Here is a 16,583-nt window from a genome sequence, read left to right on the forward strand (position 1 = left end):
TTGTGTTAAGGAAGATAGAGATCAATTGAAAAATCTCCGAGGCAGAACCTTCCGCCTCGGAGATTGAATATGTAAACCGTCTATGAATTTTTATTGAACCGCTCTGACCACGCGGATATTGTCGATACCGATCACCGCCTTGATGTCACTGGAGGTGGTGTTGATCACTACCAGTCTAAGTTGCTTGGTTCCTCCAGAGTCACCTTTAAGGAAATCCCCGTAGGTATTTAATCTGGTAGAGCCGTTGGTCAGACGATTGAGTGCAGCAGAAAGCGTGTACCAGCTTCCGTCAGTAGTCTTGATAAAGTCGCTCAAAGGAATGTCGTAGGACAATTCATTGCCTTTGCTGTCCGGGTACCAGATCTGAACGTTTAAGCCAGTGATATTCTCGGTCGTACTCACCGCGATGTCAAATCTGATATCAAAACTCGCTGCAGGGGCTGCTGGATTGTATTCATCAGCAGGCGCCGTTGGGAAGATCTGTTCTCCACTCCAGTTGGCAAGGTTGATGACTTTGTCGTTGTTCCAGCCATAGCTGGCAGGGAAAGCTTGGTTCATCCCGCCAAAATCGCCCTCGAGACTCTCGATCCCAGGTTGGCTGGACTGGATCATGTCACCTGACATTCCCCATCCCCAGTCCCAAGGATACTTGAGCGCACCGTCGGTATCGAAGTCGGCGATCATACCCTTGCCATTGTAGATTTGGGTATTGCGATTGGTTGAGGACCCGCCACTTTTGGTGACTACGGCGACGGATTGAGACTCGCTGAAGTCCACTCCGTCTGGCACGGTCACAGAAAGTGTCGTTCCAGAAGCATTTGTTTCAAAACCAGAGGTCACAAATACGTCTTCTCCCGGAAAATACACGGTGTCCACAAAGTAGAAATAACGTCCAAAGAGGGTCATCTTATCTCCTGCTTTCAAGTATTGGTTCTTCACCTGGCTGATTAGAGGAGCCGGAGGAAGCGTCTGAAATTCGATGACTGACTCACCGCTTTTGGTAACCAATCTGAGTTTGTTTGACACATTGGGATCAGTTGCTACGGTAGGCACGCTGTCTCCCACTGTCACGATGACGCTGTTATTGGTCACATACGCCGTGTTTACACCAAGGGGATAGTCATTCAGGTACACCTGCTGTGTTCCCAGGAAGTTCGTCCCCATGATCGCGAGCGTACTTCCCAGCGTAGCTGATGTGAAAGAGCTGTCCGCAGTGGTCGGGTCGGTGGTCCTCACCCGCTCGATCGACGGAGGGCCCACGCTGATTTCATCCTCTTCCTGGCAGGCGCCGAGGAATCCGGTCATCACCAGCAAGCCAGCAATGACGACGGAGTGTGAAGATCTATTGATATGTTTTATGATGTTCATTTGATTTTCGATGGTTTAAAATCCAAAAGATCAGTTTCCAGCCGTGAAGTCATACGGCACCGCAGGCTTGCGCAAATTTGGAGCGCGAGACAGTTCTGAGGATGGAATCGGAATTTTAAAGTTTGATTCACTTACCGGGAAATGGCGGGGCGAGGTATCGTCAGAAGGGATCTCAATCTCCCAAAGTGTCGGGTCGGGAATCTGATCCGCATAGATCCTGAAGGTGCCGCGATCCTGTGCTTCCAGCATGCTGTAGGCCTTAGCCGGGTCGTAGTATTCCAGTTTGGTAAACTCATACCAAGCTTGGCCTTCCATCGCAAACTCCTTGATTCGCTCTTCGAAGATGATCTGCCAAGAGACGTTGTCCAGTTCATTGACACCGGCACGCTTTCTTACCAAGTTCACGTATTTCAATGCTTCAGCCGGATTCTTATCCAACACAGCTTCGGCGTAAGTCAAGTAAACGTCGGCCAATCTAAGGATGTACGTGTTGATCTCGGTGCCTTGCTGCACGACTTTGCCGTCGTTGTCTTCCGGCCTGCCTACGACGTATTTCTTGACCCAAGCACGGCCGTTGTAAGGTCTGCTGCCGTCCAAACTTCTGGCTGGCACTTCCAACTCTTGTGCAGATCCGCCCGGAGGCACTTGCGTGATGTAGTCATAGTGATCGCCCGGGAACATGAAGGATGCTTTTCTTCTTTTGTCAAAAACCAAATCATCATACATGTCCAGCATCCACTTCGAAGCTCCGATGTCTCCGCCCCATCCGTCACCGAAACCGGTGATCTCAGAGCCGAAGGCCAAGAATGCCTGCACGGAGTTTTGAGCGCCCCACTGACCAGCTTGGCCAGCGTTGTACACCCACTGTAGTGCAGCAAGGGTTTCGACGTTACCGTTGTTCTTTGTTTTGAATAGATCCTCATACTCTGGCATCAAAGACGCACCGCTGTTGTCGATGACTCTTTTTGCAAAATAAGCTGCAGAGTCCAAGTCGCTTTGGTTTCTGGTTCCGGTCACACCTGCTTTAGTCAGGTACATCTTGGCCAGCATGCCTTCAGCGCTCCATTTGGTCAGTCGACCTGTCATCACGGCTTGTTCCGGAAGGTTTTCAGCAGCGAATCTTAGATCCTTTATGATAAACTGCCAAACAGACTCTTCGGTATTTCTGGCAATTGTCGTATCCTGAAGCAAGGCGGTGTTGTTGGTGATGATCGGCACCGGACCCCAGTTTTGCACCAGGTAGGAGTAAGCCAATCCACGCATAAATCTGCCTTCGGCAATCCCGTGATTTTTGATTCGATCCGTCACATCCGGCCCTACAAACTGGGCAATGTTGTTGATCAGAGAGTTGGATTGCGCGACCACATTGTAGAATGCTCTCCAAGCAGCACCGTTTTCGGCCGTCTCGCCGGTGGTATTGAAGCGGACGTTTTCGAGTTGGTATGATCCGGTAGTCAGGATTCCGCCTCTGGCGTCGCCGATACCATGGCTGGCCTTATCGTTGTATGCAAACCAGACGATGTTGTAAAGCGGCGCCGAAGCAGCCAGGATTTGATCGTCGGTTTTGTAGAAGTTGGCATCTACGATGGCATCGAGGGGTGGTCTATCCAGAAATTCTTCCGAACAACCGACCAATCCTCCCATCAGAAGCCCGGCTCCTGCAATTATATTTCGGAATTTCATGTTAGTTTTCATGTGTATATAATTTTTTTTATCGGCCACATGGAATCTCGCGCAGTTAATATTCATCCCAGTGTGCGGCGCTTGCTTCATGCTCGATTTCATCGTTTTCATTTTTCGGATTAGAAGTCAATGCCCAAGCTAAATGTGTACATCCTGGTCAATGGATATCGGCCGTAATCCACGCCGATCAGTTGATTCGCTGCAGACACGTTGTTACCTACATAGGCTCCTACTTCCGGATCATATCCTGTGTATTTGGTAAAGGTGAAGGCATTCTGAACGCCCGCCATCAATCGTGCTCCCTGGATGATGTTTTGCTTACCCATCAATGAAGAAGGGAAAGTGTAGGCCAGTTGGATGTTTTTAATGCGGATGTAGCTTCCGTCTTCTACAAATCGGTCAGAGATTCTGGTACCATTACCATTCAGGTCGGTGCCGGTGATTCTTGGGATAGTAGCGTCAGGATTGCTCAGGAATGGATTGCCGCTGTTATCCATCTCGACGCGGGCATAGTCGTACGTCTCCAAGAGCATGTTTCTTCCCAAGTTTATATTGTTGGGATTCGTGTTGTTGAATCTGGTGTAGTTGTATATATCGTTGCCAAAAGACCCGGTCAGCAGGACGTCCAAGGTGAAGTTTTTGTAAGAAAACTGCTGGGTAGTTCCAAAGGTGAATTTCGGCCAAGGGTTGCCGATAAAGGTCTGATCTCGCTCATCAATCACGCCGTCTTCGTTGATATCCTTGTACTTGATATCTCCCACGTAGATGCCGTTGGTAGCGTCCACTGGAAGTGGATTGCCGGAGTTGTCTACCGGACGGGCGCTAGACTCTGCGTCTTCGATCGTCTGGAACAGTCCGTCAGCTTGGTAGCCATAGAACAACCACGGTGCCTGTCCTGGGATTGCACGCTGGGTAAAGTTGTTCATATACCAGGCTGTGCGGTCGATGAAGGCCGTCTCAGAGAAGAACTTGGTGATCTCTGTCTTGAATCCCGAGAAATTGAAATTGGACGTCCATTTGAATCCACTTGCCCGGTCATCGATGTTGATCGTATTGATGGTGATGCCGTAGCCTCTGTTTTCAAGTGCACCGATGTTGACAGTTGGAGTTCCTATGCTTCCTTCGCCATCTGTACCCATGTACCAAGGGAGTGGGTTTGGAAGGAGCAAATTGTCCGTCTTTTTCACGTAGTAATCCGCCTCAATCTGCACTCGGTTATTGAACATGTTCAAGTTGAAACCGAAGTTGATCGTGGAAGTCTCTTCCCATTTCAAAGCTGGGTTACCGAATCTTGAAACCAAGAATCCACTTCCCCAAGGGGTAGGAATGCTAGGAGAACTCAATGGAGCAAAGATCGCATTTGCGCTGCCTTGATTTCCGGTCAAGCCGGTCTCAAAACGCAGCTTCAACTCATCCATCCAGGTGGCGTTGCTCAGGAAGCTTTCTTCAGAAACTCTCCAAGCCGCAGACATGGAAGGGAAATACCCCCAACGGTTGTCAGGGCCAAAGTTTGCCGATCCATCCGCTCTGAATGCGGCAAGGACGATGTATTTTTCATTGAAGGTATAGTTAGCTCTTCCAAAGAAAGACTCCATTGCCCAGTGACCTGCACCGCCGCCGTTGGTTGCTCCCTGAGCAGATCCAAGGCCAATCTCCTGAAGGTCATTGGAAGGGAAGTTAACTCTGCCTGCACTTAGGTATTCGTATTGATTCGCCTGTGCTTCGTGGCTGGCCATCACATCTACTGCATGCTTGCCCCACACTTTGCTGTAGTTCAGCATCTGGCTCCAGTTCCATCCAAAGCTGGTGTCAGTATTTTTGCTCAGGCTGTTGACGTCGTTGGTTACAGAACCCAGCGTGTAGGTTGGGGTGAAATAATGTCCGTTGTTATAGTTGACATTTCCGTTAAGCATCGTTCTGAACGTCAATCCTTCGATGATCCCGATCTCGATATTGAATCCGCCCAGTGCACCTCTTCTCATGTACGAGCGGTCCAATAGGTTGGCAAGTGCAATCGGGTTAGCCGGAGTAAACTGAAGCGAGGAACCGTTGATCGGATCCGCACCACCCCAAGAGCCATCCGGATTGGTCACAGGGATATTCGGAGCCATCTGGATCGCGTTGTTGATCACATCTGAGCTACCGGTCGCCAACTGCTCGTCGGTGTGGAATAGCTGGAGGTTCATCCCGATTTTCAACCACTTTCTGGTTTGGTTGTCGATGTTGGTTCTCAGGGAATAGCGGTCAAAAGAAGATCCGATCGCAACACCGTCCTGGCTAAAATATTCGCCGGAGATGTAGAATTGAGTTGCCTCGTTACCCCCCGACAGGTTCAGGGTGTGTTTGTTCAGACCGGCAGTTTTGAAAAGTGCGTCCTGCCAGTTGGTGCCTTCACCCAAAAGGCTTGGGTCAAGAAACGCCGCCGGAGGATCACCGCCGGTGATTTCTCTGATCTCGTTGGTCATGGTCGCGTATTGATTAAGCGACATCACATCCAGCTCGTCCGGCTTGTCTTGCAAGCTATAGAGGTAGTTGTAGCTGATCTTGGTCTGACCTGATTTACCCCGCTTAGTGGTGATCATGATGACCCCATTAGTACCTCTGGAACCGTAGATCGCAGTAGCCGAAGGTCCTTGAAGAACCTCCATAGACTCGATGTCACTTGGATTCAAACCAGCCATCGGGTTGGTACTGGAAGTGGCGCCGTATGAAACCGTCTCTGGTTGAATCTGCACTCCGTCGATCACATACAACGGCTGATTGGTTCCGCTGATGGAGTTGACACCCCGGATATTAACCGAGATCCCCCCTCCCGGCGCGCCGGTATTCTGTGTGACGTAGACACCGGCAGCACGGCCTTGAAGCGCTTGCTCGACCGTCGTATTGACGGTTCGCTCGATGTCGTCAGAGGATACCGAAACTTGGGCACTGGACATGTCCCGTTTTTTCATGGTACCATATCCCACGACCACGACCTCATCGAGAGAAGACATGTCTTCTTCCATGTTGACGTCGATGGTGGATTGATTTCCTACCAGGATCTCTTGGGATTTGAAGCCGATAAAGCTAAAAACCAACACAGAGCTGGCATTGGGTGCAGAGATGGAATAGCTTCCATCCCCATCGGTGGCGACGCCGGTCGTGGTTCCTTTGACCAAAACCGTCACTCCCGGTAGCGAAAGTCCATCAGCCGAGGATGTCACAGTGCCACGCACTGTCACCTGAGCCTGAACCACCCCTACCAAAAGCATGAGCCATAGCGGTAATAGTTTTTTCATCATTAAGGGTTTAATTATTAGAAATTGGGAAATAGGTATAAGAGGGAAAAGGCATTTTCCGTTGGGAATAATTCGTCGGAGGGGCGTGAGATTTTTTCAAGGTCTGTTGGGATTTTGGGTTAAAAAATCGCAGCGCTATTCCCAAAATTTGACCAGGAAGCCCTTCACTTTTCGCAGTCTGATGACTCCGGTTTACTCTTGATGAGCAAACAAAATTCAGTGAAGGATCGAGGTTATGGGTTTATTGCTTTGATCCGAATAAATGTAGTTGGAGGTTATTTAACAGAGGGTGGTCAAATGTTTTCAATACGGGTATCAAATGTTAACACAGGAAAATATCGATTGAAAAGGCCCTAAACGCGGATTTTTGACGGTTTTCTAAAACCCATTTTTCATCTTTTCTCCTCAAAGTTTCCAAATTGTTAACTTCAGAATCCTCAGCGAGCATGTTCACCTAAGAGATCAGCACACCGCTTTTACTTTTCCTTCAAGATCTGCCGGACGGACTGACCCCAAGGCTTGATCTGAGCGGCAGTCCAGTTGCCCGTCGAAGCGGCGCTGGGCAAGAGCATCGAGCAGGTTTCGTCTTTGTCGGCGACCGACCAGGCGACCCAACTGATCTTTTTGCTTTCCATCCAGTTGAGCCAAGCATTCCAAGAAGCCTGATCGATGGGACCGTCGCCTGTGGCCTCCATCCCCGCACATTCGGAAACGAAGATCGGAAGGCCAGCCTTGATCGCAGCGTCTGCCCTCGTCCTGAGGTAGTCCTTGTGCGTCGCCGCATAGAAGTGCAACACGTACATGATGTTGGTTTGATTGCGGATTGGGTTCTGGGCCACTAAGTGCAGATCCTGACTCCAAGTGGGTGAGCCGACCAAGATGAGGTTATCCGCATCGTATTTCCGGATTTCAGCGATTAGATCCTCGCTGTAGGCTTTCACTTCTTCCCAAGACTCATAGTCCGGCTCATTGAAAAGCTCATAGATCACATGGGGATTTTGGCCGTAGGTCTTTGCCATCTCTCCGAAAAACTCCCTCGCTTCCTCCTGATAGAGGTCGTGGCTGTGCCAGTCAATGATTACATATAAGTCTGCTGCAATCGCCGCTTCGATGACAGCTTTCATCTTTTCAAGCGCAAACCCGGGATTGTCCAGGTAGGCATCATCCGGATCTATGCCCATGGACGCCCTGACGACGTTGACGTTCCAGTCGGATTTGAGCCATTTCACAGCAGATTCGTTGTAGAAGCGCGGCCACCAGTTGTGCCAGCCAAAGCTGACCCCGCGAAGCATCACAGGATTTCCATCCAGGTCGCTGAGTTGCGTGTCTTTGACTTTCAATTGGCCAAAAAACTTTTGGCTGGAGACTTCTTCGGGAGGTGTGACGTCGGGTGTTTTAGGGGCCGGTTCGGAGGCCTCCGTGCACGAGGCTAGCAATACGAGCCCCAAGATCAAAAATCGTTTCATCAGTTGGGTTTGTTAATTGATGGCCAAGTTTAGGGCAATCAATTCACACCGACGGGTATCAATTGTTTCGGATTGGGGTATCGGAAGTTAAACTGGGAGCTCATTCTCAGTATTGAGTCGCAGCCCGCGAATGCCTGAGGGACGTTGACCTTTTTTGGCGATCATTCAAAAGTTACCCTACTCTCCGAATACAGGTCATACACCGCGATCAGGGCCTCGGATCCTTTAGCATTCGGATAAGCCTCATAGGCACCAATGGCCTCGCGGCTTTCCACATACACCGGGTCATATTTTTCGTCGTAGACGTTCCAGACCACCAATAGATAAGTGTAGCCAATCTTGCTCTCCCGGCCGTTTTCTAGCCAAGACTGAAACAGTGATTCCTTTAGTGGTTTGGGATAGTTGGGCCCTTCAAACATGATGTATTATTCCGGTGATAGCTGGTTAGGTGCGGATCGCAGACTACAAATATGCTGAAAGAAAGATGACAAACCTTACCGATCACCTCACTTCGCCCGCGACTTCACTACCTGATCAAGGTAAAAACCCCGCGATACTCTTCGGAGGCGGATACTCCCTCCAACTCAAAGTCATACCTCGCATAGTAGGAATAAGTGCCTGTAGGCGCTTCCTCTCCGTTTACTTTCCCATCCCATCCATCTACGCCACTGTAGATCAGCTGACCCCATCGATTGTAAATCAGTAAGGAAAATGCCGTATCACAGTTGGCGACGCCTTGATAGATACCCGGTGACTGTCTCGGATCAAATCCCGTCGGCATTCGCACCGCTGGGCCAGCTTCCCGGACGATCCCCTGCCCGACCCCAATACATCCCATGGCGTCTCTAATCTCCAGGTCATAGACTCCGGCACTAAGGCCGGTCACAAAGTCTCCGGACAGATTCAGGTCTTTCCAGAGATAGACAAAAGGCCCGGCGCCGCTCTTCGGCAAGGCGAATAGCTCACCGTTTGAGCCGCCGGGACAAGCTGGTTTTTCCAAGCGTACTTCTACTTCGATGGGTGCCGGCGAGGTAATTTCGAAGTTTATAGGCAGGACGCATCCGTTGGCATCGTGAACCTCCCAGGCGTATTCCCCCTGTGGCATATCCGCCAAAGATATTTGTCCGGAAAAAGTCCTGCTCCCAACGTATTCAAATGAGTACGGAGCTACGCCGCCAGTGATGGAAAAGGCCAGTTGCCCGTCTGTTTTCCCATAACATGACACGCCCGTGGGAGCCAGTGATACGATGGACAAGGGTTCCGGTGAGGTCAATTCTAAATTTTCGATGCGTTGCGTACATCCCAGCTGGTCGGTAACAAGAACCGAATAGTTTCCTGCGACAAGGTTGTTAGCTTCCGGGGAATTCAACAAAGGATCGTGCAACCACTCGAATTGGTACGGCGCAACTCCCCCACGGATCTCCAGCTGGATGCTACCGGTGTTATCGCCCGCGCAGGCAATATTGACCAGACCTTTGGGCTCCGCTACAAACTCCCCTGCAACGGCCACTTTGATCGCATCGGCTTTTCCCTCGCAATCGGCGTCGACCAAGCTGTATGCAGTGTATTCGACCGTCCCCAGGACTCCTGGCTGATCCCAGCTGACTTCTATCTCACTTTGTCCCTGACCGGAAAGAATCTGACCGCCCGTCACCACCCACTCGTATCCCCTTCCACCCACCGTCACCGGCGCTTCGTACCTGTGAGAAAGTGAGGGGTCAAAGCAAACCTGCAACTCTCCAACGGCCGGTGCCACTACGATCCGTTCATTTATCACGACCGCCAACTCTGCCACTTCACCCGGACAGCCATTCTCGGAATAAGGAATGAATCTGATCTTGGCGTCGGGATTTGCCGGCCCCCAATTGACCAAGACGGAATCTCCGTAGTCTTGGACAATCACTCCGCCTTCCACTTCAAACTTGCTATCGAAGACGTTTACAAAATCGCTTGCGCGGTACATCACCTGCTCCACTTCGGGACACACCGAAACTTCGCCTGCAATGGCAGCTTCGGTCTCGATCACCTCTACTTCGAAGATCACCTCTTCCTGTTGATCACAGGAATTTGGACTCAAGGCAGCTAAAACCTTTACCTCAAAGATGCCGGGCTTTGTGAACGAATGACTTACTTCCTGTCCGATCACCGTCGGTGTCCCGTCACCAAAATCCCAAACAAAATAAGCGAAGTCGGGGTCTGTGGAATTGAGCTTCCAAAGCCCCTCGTGATTGAGACACGCGATCTTTTCTCCTTCTAATTCAAAATCGTATTCGACTTCCGGCTCAAACTTCAGATTGTCCAGCGCCGCTCCGGCTGCATAGCCATACGATTCCAAGTCCCCAAAGCCGTACACATAAGCAGCAAATCCGTCGTCATTCCGCAACGTGTGAACTCCTTGGGAAATATTGATTCTGGCAAACTTAAAGTTAGAGTCTCCCGGCAGCGCAGCGAACCTATTTCCAATATTCTGCCCATCGAGAACGGTGGAGTTTTCCGTCCCCGATTTCACGACCACATTAATATAGTGATTGACGATCGATGGCAGATTGAGCGCATTGAAGGTCAATGTGGTCAAAAACTGCTCGCTGGGGCTATAGGTAATCATAAACGGGTCACCTGTCGACGCTCCCGGAGCGCTTGGATCGTTGCAGGCCATGCTTTTGGAAAAGACCGAGACCGAGGAAGGCTTTGAGGTATCAATCTTTCCTGATTCGTTCGCTGCAAATTCCAGAGCGAGAAACTCTCCCTGATCTACCGTCCCCCTCCGAGTCCCGTTTACAAAGACCTCCGTGTTGTCTTCCGAAGCCACGACCTTGACCAGTTCGCCGGAGGACCTGCCCAACAACCCCATGTGGACAAAGCTTGTCCCCCAGGTATTGACCGGATAGGCCTGCTGAAAAAGATGGTCATTCGCTTCTCCGCAGTTCCCGACCGAGGTCCACTTATTTCCGCCAAAGACTGCGATCTTCTTGCACTCGTCGGCATTTGCACCGATCACCCGTACACGTGAGCCCGTGAGATCACCTCTGGCTTTGATCTGATAACTCTGACCCCGATCCAGCGTGATCACCGACGGTACATTCGCCTGGTCGCCGCTCAGCGAACTGACGCTTGTGGTGATCTCGATCTCGGTATTGTCCTCTGTCGCCACCACTAACAGCTCGCTCTCATTGTTGCTGTTGCCGTCATAGTTATTGGGCACGGTGAGGACTTCAAAGTGCGAAGTGATGTAATAATCGGTCCCCAAGGCGCCAATCGGCAAGACGACCGTCCCATCCGCACTCCGCACCCGCTCATTGAAGGCGTGCACCGCGATCTTCCCCGTGGATGTGATGTGGATCCCCTTGTTTTCGACCACTCCGGTGTTACGATGCAGCAAATCCAGATCGGCTGAGGGCACACGAAGTGTATACTGCTGACCTGCGTTGAGGGAAAAAGGCAAAGATCGCCCGAGATACTCCAGCGCACCGGTCGTGGTTTCGTTGGCAGTGATGACCAAGACGGCAAAATCAGGAGCTCCCTGATTTCCTGGCCCCTGCCCTCCGCCCATGACCCGGTTGTTTTCCATGAAGCCCACCCAAAACTCCTTGCCTACAGTGGATATCTGGCCAACAGCAATGAAGCTTTGGCTGAAAAAAAACAGGACAAAAAAAAGCTGCAGTAGCTTGTTGGTCATGATCTTGGGCGATCCGAATTGGGGTTTTCAATATAGTCATCTAAAAAAATATTCCTCTGAAAAAGATGTTAAATGCGGAAATACACCAGTCAAGCCGCCACCGCAACATGGACCGAAAAAATAATAATCCCTATCTTTGCGCCTCTTAAACGCAGAAAATTCATGATCTCAGTAGATAATTTATCCCTCAAGTTTGGCAAGCGAGCCCTCTTTGACGAGGTCAGCCTCAAGTTCACCCAAGGCAACTGCTACGGGGTGATCGGTGCCAACGGCGCGGGAAAATCCACTTTTTTGAAAATCCTCGCCGGAGAAATCGACTCCACCAGCGGATCGGTCAACATCACGCCCGGTCAGCGGATGGCTGTTTTGAGCCAAAACCACTTTGCCTTTGATCAGATAGAGGTCCTGAAAACCGTGCTCATGGGTCACAAAACCCTCTACTCGATCATGTCCGAGAAAGACGCGCTTTACCTCAAGGAAGATTTCAGCGAAGCAGACGGATTAAGAGCTTCCGAGCTGGAGTCTGAATTTGCCGAGATGGACGGCTGGAACGCTGAATCCGACGCCGCTTCCCTCCTTTCCGGATTGGGTATCACCGAGGACCTGCACTATCTACCGATGAACCAATTGGCGGGGAATCAAAAAGTGCGGGTTTTGCTCGCGCAGGCGCTTTTTGGCAATCCTGACATCCTGATCCTCGATGAACCTACCAACGACTTGGATGCCGACACCATCGAGTGGCTGGAAAACTTCCTCTTGGACTTCAAAAACATTGTGATCGTCGTCTCCCACGACAGACACTTCCTCGATACCGTCTCCACTCACGTGGTGGATATCGATTTCAGCAAGATCAAGATCTACTCCGGTAACTACACCTTCTGGTACGAATCTTCTCAGCTTGCACTGAAGCAGCGCTCGGACTCCAACAAAAAGGCGGAAGACAAGCGCAAGGAATTGCAGTCGTTTATCGACCGCTTCTCTGCCAACGTGGCCAAGTCCAAGCAGGCGACCGCCCGTAAGAAGATGATCGAAAAACTCAATATCGACGACATTGAGCCTTCGTCCAGAAAGTATCCCGGCATCATCTTCAAGCCGGAAAGAGAAGCTGGAGACCAGATCTTCATGACCGAAAATCTGGAACTGAAAGCTGACGGTGTGACCTATTTCACCGATGTGAACCTGATGGTCGACAAAGGCGACAAGATCGCTTTCATCTCCAAGACCAAGCAGGCTGTCAACAAATTCTTCCAAACAATCATGGAAGAGACCGAGCCAACCAAGGGATCCATGAAGTGGGGCGTGACGATCAATAAGGCCTATTTGCCAAATGACAACTCCAAATACTTCCAGACTGACCTCAACCTGATCGACTGGCTGAGACAATACTCCGGCAACCAGGAAGAAGCCTACGTGCGGACGTTTTTAGGCAGGATGCTTTTCACCGGAGAAGAATCTCTTAAAAAATGCGCAGTGCTTTCCGGAGGGGAAAAAGTTCGCTGCATGATCTCCAAGATGATGCTCCAGAATCCAAACCTTCTGGTCATGGACGAACCCACCAACCACCTCGATCTAGAATCGATCACCGCGTTCAACAACGCCATCATTGAATTCAACGGCACCGTGTTGATGAGCTCTTATGACCACGCATTTGTGCAGTCCTCCGCCAACCGCATCGTCGAATTCACTCCAAAAGGAACAATCGACAGAAGAATGCCATACGATGATTATCTGGCAAGCGCTGAGATCGCCGCACTTCGTGAGAAGATGTATGGCAAAAGCTAAGCGCTGATCCAGTGCTGCTGACCGCGATCATCTGCTATCTGGCAATCACCGTTGCCATCGGAGCCTGGGCCTCCAAATTGGTCAAAGGCTCCAATGATTTCGTGTTGGCGGGGCGCTCTCTTCCGCTCTTTCTATCAGCCTCCGCGCTGTTTGCAACCTGGTTTGGCTCCGAGACGATTTTCGGAGCCTCTTCTGTTTTTTTGGAGGAAGGATTGATCGGAGTTATCGAAGATCCTTTCGGCGGCGCCCTTTGCCTGATCCTCTTTGGGATGTTTTATCTCCGGCCCATGTACCGGATGGGTGTGCTGACAATTGGTGATGTATTTAAGAAGGCCTTCGGAAAACAGGTCGAGTTCTTCGCGACCGTGTTTATGGTTCCGGTTTTCTTCGGCTATGTCGCTGCCCAGTTAGTGGCCTTGAGTCTGATCTTCGGTACGGTTACCGGCCTGACCTTGACAGAGGGAATTGTCATTTCTGCCGGCATTGTGGTCATTTATACATTTTTGGGCGGAATGTGGGCGGTGTCCATCACGGATTTTATCCAGACTGCGATGATCGTGATCGGGCTGATCGTCGTCAGCGTGATGATCGCCGGCGAAGCGGGTGGTGCCGGGAAGATCCTGACTTCTGCGCCGGAGGGCACCTTCCGGTTTTTCCCCGAAGCCGGCATCAATACCTGGATCAATTACTTCGGCGCGTGGATCGTCTTGGGACTGGGAAGCATCCCCAGTCAGGATATTTACCAGCGTGTGATGTCTTCCAAATCTGAAAAAGTCGCCGTCCAGTCGACTTACCTCGCTGGCGGGTTTTACCTGACTTTTGGACTTTTGCCCTTGTTCATCGCACTGGGTGCCAAAACTCTCTATCCCGAACTGTATCTGGAGAACAAACAAATGCTCCTTCCTTCGATGGTTTTGGCGCATGCAGGTCTCCCTATCCAGATCATCTTCTTTGGAGCGTTGATATCCGCCGTGATGAGTACGGCGAGTTCCGGCCTGCTCGCACCCGCGGCGCTGATCTCCGAAAACCTCATCAGGCCTTTGTTCAAAGGCAAGCTCAAAGACAAATACCTCCTCTGGATCCTGCGGGTCAATGTCGTGCTGGTCGCGATAGTCGCCGTCTACATGGCGAGCCAGGATTCCAACATCTACGAGCTCGTGGCCGGAGCGTCAATCCTCTTGCTCGTCTCTTTATTTGCACCGCTCACTGCGGGACTTTATTGGAAAAAAGCCTCCAAGCTCGGCGCCATTCTCTCCATGATCATCGGCATGCTCACCTACCTGATCTGCGACCGCATGGAATTCGCGATCGATTCGCATGTTTTCGGGCTGCTGGCAAGTATCTTTGCGATGATTCTGGGAAGCCTTGTCTTCCCTGACCAAACCCAAACATCAGATGAATTACCCTAAAATCATCCTTCAGAGAGGAAAAGAAGTTTCACTGCTGCGTAGGCACCATTGGGTGTTTTCCGGAGCGATTGCCAAAGCCGATCCCGGAATCGAAAGCGGTGACCTAGTATCCGTTTTTTCTTCACGAAACGACTTCCTGGGCATCGGTCACTTCTCGCAGGGTTCGATCATGGTTCGGATTATCTCTTTTGAGGAAAGAGAAATCGACGCGGCATTCTGGAAGGAAAGAATCACCTCAGCTTATGCTTTGAGAAAAAGTCTTGGACTGACTGACAATCAAGAAACTAATGTCTTTAGATTGATCCACGGAGAAGGCGATTTGCTGCCGGGATTGATCGTGGATTATTACCATGGAACGGCCGTGATTCAGGCACACCACATAGGAATGCACCGCCACATCCATGTGATTGCCGAAGCCTTGAAGGCAGTAATAGGAGAAAAACTGAAAGGCGTCTATGACAAAAGCGCAGAGACTTTGCCAAAAAATCTCGGCATCGAATCCAACGAGTGGGTTTGGGGTAAAGCCGAAACTGATCTCGTAAAAGAATACGGGGCCACCTACCGAATCGACTGGGAGAAAGGCCAAAAAACCGGCTTCTTCATCGACCAGAGAGAAAACAGAAAACTGGTCTCTACCTATTCCAAAGGCAAAAAAGTACTGAATACCTTCTGCTATTCCGGAGGGTTTTCGGTCTTGGCGCTCAACGAAGGAGCTTCCGAAGTTCACTCCGTAGACATCTCTTCCAAGGCGATCGATCTGACTGAGCAGAACGTCGCACTGAATCCGGGCTTTTCGGGAAAGCACGAATCCATTGTGGCTGACGTGGTGAAGTACATCCGGGAGATCGGGGACGACTTTGACTTGATTGTGCTCGACCCACCGGCTTTTGCTAAAAACATCAAAGCCCGTCACAATGCGGTGCAGGCTTACAAGCGGCTCAACGCGGAGGCTTTTCGCAAGATCAAGCCGGGAGGAATCCTCTTCACATTCTCCTGCTCTCAGGTCGTGGACAAAAGTCTCTTTGCCCACACGATCACCGCCGCGGCGATGGAGAGCGGCAGAAAGGTGAAAGTCCTTCATCAGCTCACCCAACCTGCCGACCACCCGGTGAATATCTTTCATCCTGAAACTGAATACCTCAAAGGTCTCGTGCTCTACGTCGAGTAAGATCCGATCCTTTTTACTGACATTTCCACTATTTTCACCCTACTAAACAGATATCCATGTACACAGGACTTCAACATCTACACTCCGGAATCGCCTACCTGGCACTCCTCGCCTTGGTTTTGGTAATTTTCTACGCCTTGTTTGGAACGCTTTCCGGCCGTGAATTCACCGAAAAAGACAGAAAGATCGCCCTGATCGCTTTTATCCTTTCGCACATTCAACTGCTGGTCGGACTCATCTTATACTTTGTCAGCCCGCTTGGCTTCTCCCTACTTACCGGCGGTGGAGCGATGTCTGACGCCACAGCGCGACTGACGGCGGTCGAGCATCCCCTGATCAATATCATAGCGATCATCCTGATCACCGTCGGATATAGCCGGGCTAAAAAGATCAGTACGTCCCGTGGAAAGTTCCGCAGCATCTATATGATGTACGCCATTGGCTTGGTTTTGATCCTAAGCCGTATCCCTTGGGCTAACTGGCTGGGATGAGTTTAATATATTCCACACTTGAAAATCCGGCCACAAGCTGGATTTTTTTTGCTGGATAGTCGATCACTATCAATATTTGAGAGATTTTTTTTCTGCTTCTATTTCTCCGAAAGCTGGATTCTCGTGTCAAGCTTTAGGGGGGTATTGAAATCAGCCCAAGGAATTCCGAATCTCACCGAGACTCCTCAGGGACTAATTCCCAAAAACCGTCAACACAATACTTTTTTCACCACCCATCACCTTTTTGCAACTTTGTTTCAAA

At 50.5% G+C, this 16,583-nt stretch carries 10 protein-coding genes; 4 read left to right on the forward strand and 6 right to left on the reverse strand.

Going from position 1 to position 16,583, the window contains the following annotated elements; genetic code table 11:
* Nucleotides 1-90: 90 nt before the first annotated feature.
* The 6 genes from G459_RS0109500 to G459_RS0109525 all read right to left on the reverse strand — a co-directional run bounded on the left by G459_RS0109500 (nucleotide 91) and on the right by G459_RS0109525 (nucleotide 11,471).
* The gene (locus tag G459_RS0109500) at nucleotides 91-1,368 is read right to left on the reverse strand and encodes a glycan-binding surface protein (RefSeq protein WP_245588155.1); all 1,278 of its coding nucleotides are present in this window, start codon (nucleotides 1,366-1,368) and stop codon (nucleotides 91-93) included.
* A 30-nt stretch (nucleotides 1,369-1,398) separates the two neighbouring features.
* Nucleotides 1,399-3,063, reverse strand: coding sequence for a RagB/SusD family nutrient uptake outer membrane protein (locus G459_RS0109505; RefSeq protein WP_026967445.1), 1,665 nt, complete (start codon nucleotides 3,061-3,063; stop codon nucleotides 1,399-1,401).
* Nucleotides 3,064-3,170: 107 nt separating this feature from the next.
* Nucleotides 3,171-6,329: a SusC/RagA family TonB-linked outer membrane protein gene (locus G459_RS0109510; protein ID WP_026967446.1), complete on the reverse strand. Its 3,159-nt coding sequence runs from the start codon at nucleotides 6,327-6,329 to the stop codon at nucleotides 3,171-3,173.
* A 476-nt stretch (nucleotides 6,330-6,805) separates the two neighbouring features.
* Nucleotides 6,806-7,795 (reverse strand): glycoside hydrolase family 5 protein, encoded by a 990-nt coding sequence (locus G459_RS0109515; RefSeq protein ID WP_026967447.1) that lies wholly within the window; start codon nucleotides 7,793-7,795, stop codon nucleotides 6,806-6,808.
* Between the two features lie 161 nt (nucleotides 7,796-7,956).
* Nucleotides 7,957-8,214 (reverse strand): hypothetical protein, encoded by a 258-nt coding sequence (locus tag G459_RS0109520; protein ID WP_026967448.1) that lies wholly within the window; start codon nucleotides 8,212-8,214, stop codon nucleotides 7,957-7,959.
* 107 nt (nucleotides 8,215-8,321) lie between these two features.
* The gene (locus tag G459_RS0109525; RefSeq protein WP_026967449.1) at nucleotides 8,322-11,471 is read right to left on the reverse strand and encodes a PKD domain-containing protein; all 3,150 of its coding nucleotides are present in this window, start codon (nucleotides 11,469-11,471) and stop codon (nucleotides 8,322-8,324) included.
* 162 nt (nucleotides 11,472-11,633) lie between these two features.
* Between G459_RS0109525 and G459_RS0109530 the strand changes: the two genes are divergently transcribed.
* From G459_RS0109530 to G459_RS0109545, 4 genes are read left to right on the forward strand one after another with little or no spacing between them, the layout of a single operon-like run.
* Nucleotides 11,634-13,253, forward strand: a complete 1,620-nt coding sequence (locus G459_RS0109530) for an ABC-F family ATP-binding cassette domain-containing protein (protein ID WP_026967450.1) — start codon at nucleotides 11,634-11,636, stop codon at nucleotides 13,251-13,253.
* A gap of 11 nt (nucleotides 13,254-13,264) precedes the next feature.
* On the forward strand, nucleotides 13,265-14,662 hold the full coding sequence (locus G459_RS0109535) for a high affinity choline transporter 1 (protein ID WP_026967451.1): 1,398 nt from the start codon (nucleotides 13,265-13,267) through the stop codon (nucleotides 14,660-14,662).
* Nucleotides 14,649-15,830, forward strand: coding sequence for a class I SAM-dependent rRNA methyltransferase (locus G459_RS0109540; protein WP_026967452.1), 1,182 nt, complete (start codon nucleotides 14,649-14,651; stop codon nucleotides 15,828-15,830). The genes G459_RS0109535 and G459_RS0109540 overlap by 14 nt, the downstream gene beginning before the upstream one ends.
* A 56-nt stretch (nucleotides 15,831-15,886) precedes the next feature.
* Nucleotides 15,887-16,321, forward strand: coding sequence for a hypothetical protein (locus G459_RS0109545; RefSeq protein WP_026967453.1), 435 nt, complete (start codon nucleotides 15,887-15,889; stop codon nucleotides 16,319-16,321).
* Nucleotides 16,322-16,583: the final 262 nt, after the last annotated feature.

It is taken from the genome of Algoriphagus terrigena DSM 22685, assembly GCF_000429445.1.
Taxonomy (GTDB): domain Bacteria; phylum Bacteroidota; class Bacteroidia; order Cytophagales; family Cyclobacteriaceae; genus Algoriphagus; species Algoriphagus terrigena.

What these genes read in the sequence shown, in the direction of transcription:
- G459_RS0109500 (WP_245588155.1), bottom strand. Translation starts at nt 1,368, where the DNA reads ATGAACATCATAAAACATATCAATAGATCTTCACACTCCGTCGTCATT.
- G459_RS0109505 (WP_026967445.1), bottom strand. Translation starts at nt 3,063, where the DNA reads ATGAAAACTAACATGAAATTCCGAAATATAATTGCAGGAGCCGGGCTT.
- G459_RS0109510 (WP_026967446.1), bottom strand. Translation starts at nt 6,329, where the DNA reads ATGAAAAAACTATTACCGCTATGGCTCATGCTTTTGGTAGGGGTGGTT.
- G459_RS0109515 (WP_026967447.1), bottom strand. Translation starts at nt 7,795, where the DNA reads ATGAAACGATTTTTGATCTTGGGGCTCGTATTGCTAGCCTCGTGCACG.
- G459_RS0109520 (WP_026967448.1), bottom strand. Translation starts at nt 8,214, where the DNA reads ATGTTTGAAGGGCCCAACTATCCCAAACCACTAAAGGAATCACTGTTT.
- G459_RS0109525 (WP_026967449.1), bottom strand. Translation starts at nt 11,471, where the DNA reads ATGACCAACAAGCTACTGCAGCTTTTTTTTGTCCTGTTTTTTTTCAGC.
- G459_RS0109530 (WP_026967450.1), top strand. Translation starts at nt 11,634, where the DNA reads ATGATCTCAGTAGATAATTTATCCCTCAAGTTTGGCAAGCGAGCCCTC.
- G459_RS0109540 (WP_026967452.1), top strand. Translation starts at nt 14,649, where the DNA reads ATGAATTACCCTAAAATCATCCTTCAGAGAGGAAAAGAAGTTTCACTG.
- G459_RS0109545 (WP_026967453.1), top strand. Translation starts at nt 15,887, where the DNA reads ATGTACACAGGACTTCAACATCTACACTCCGGAATCGCCTACCTGGCA.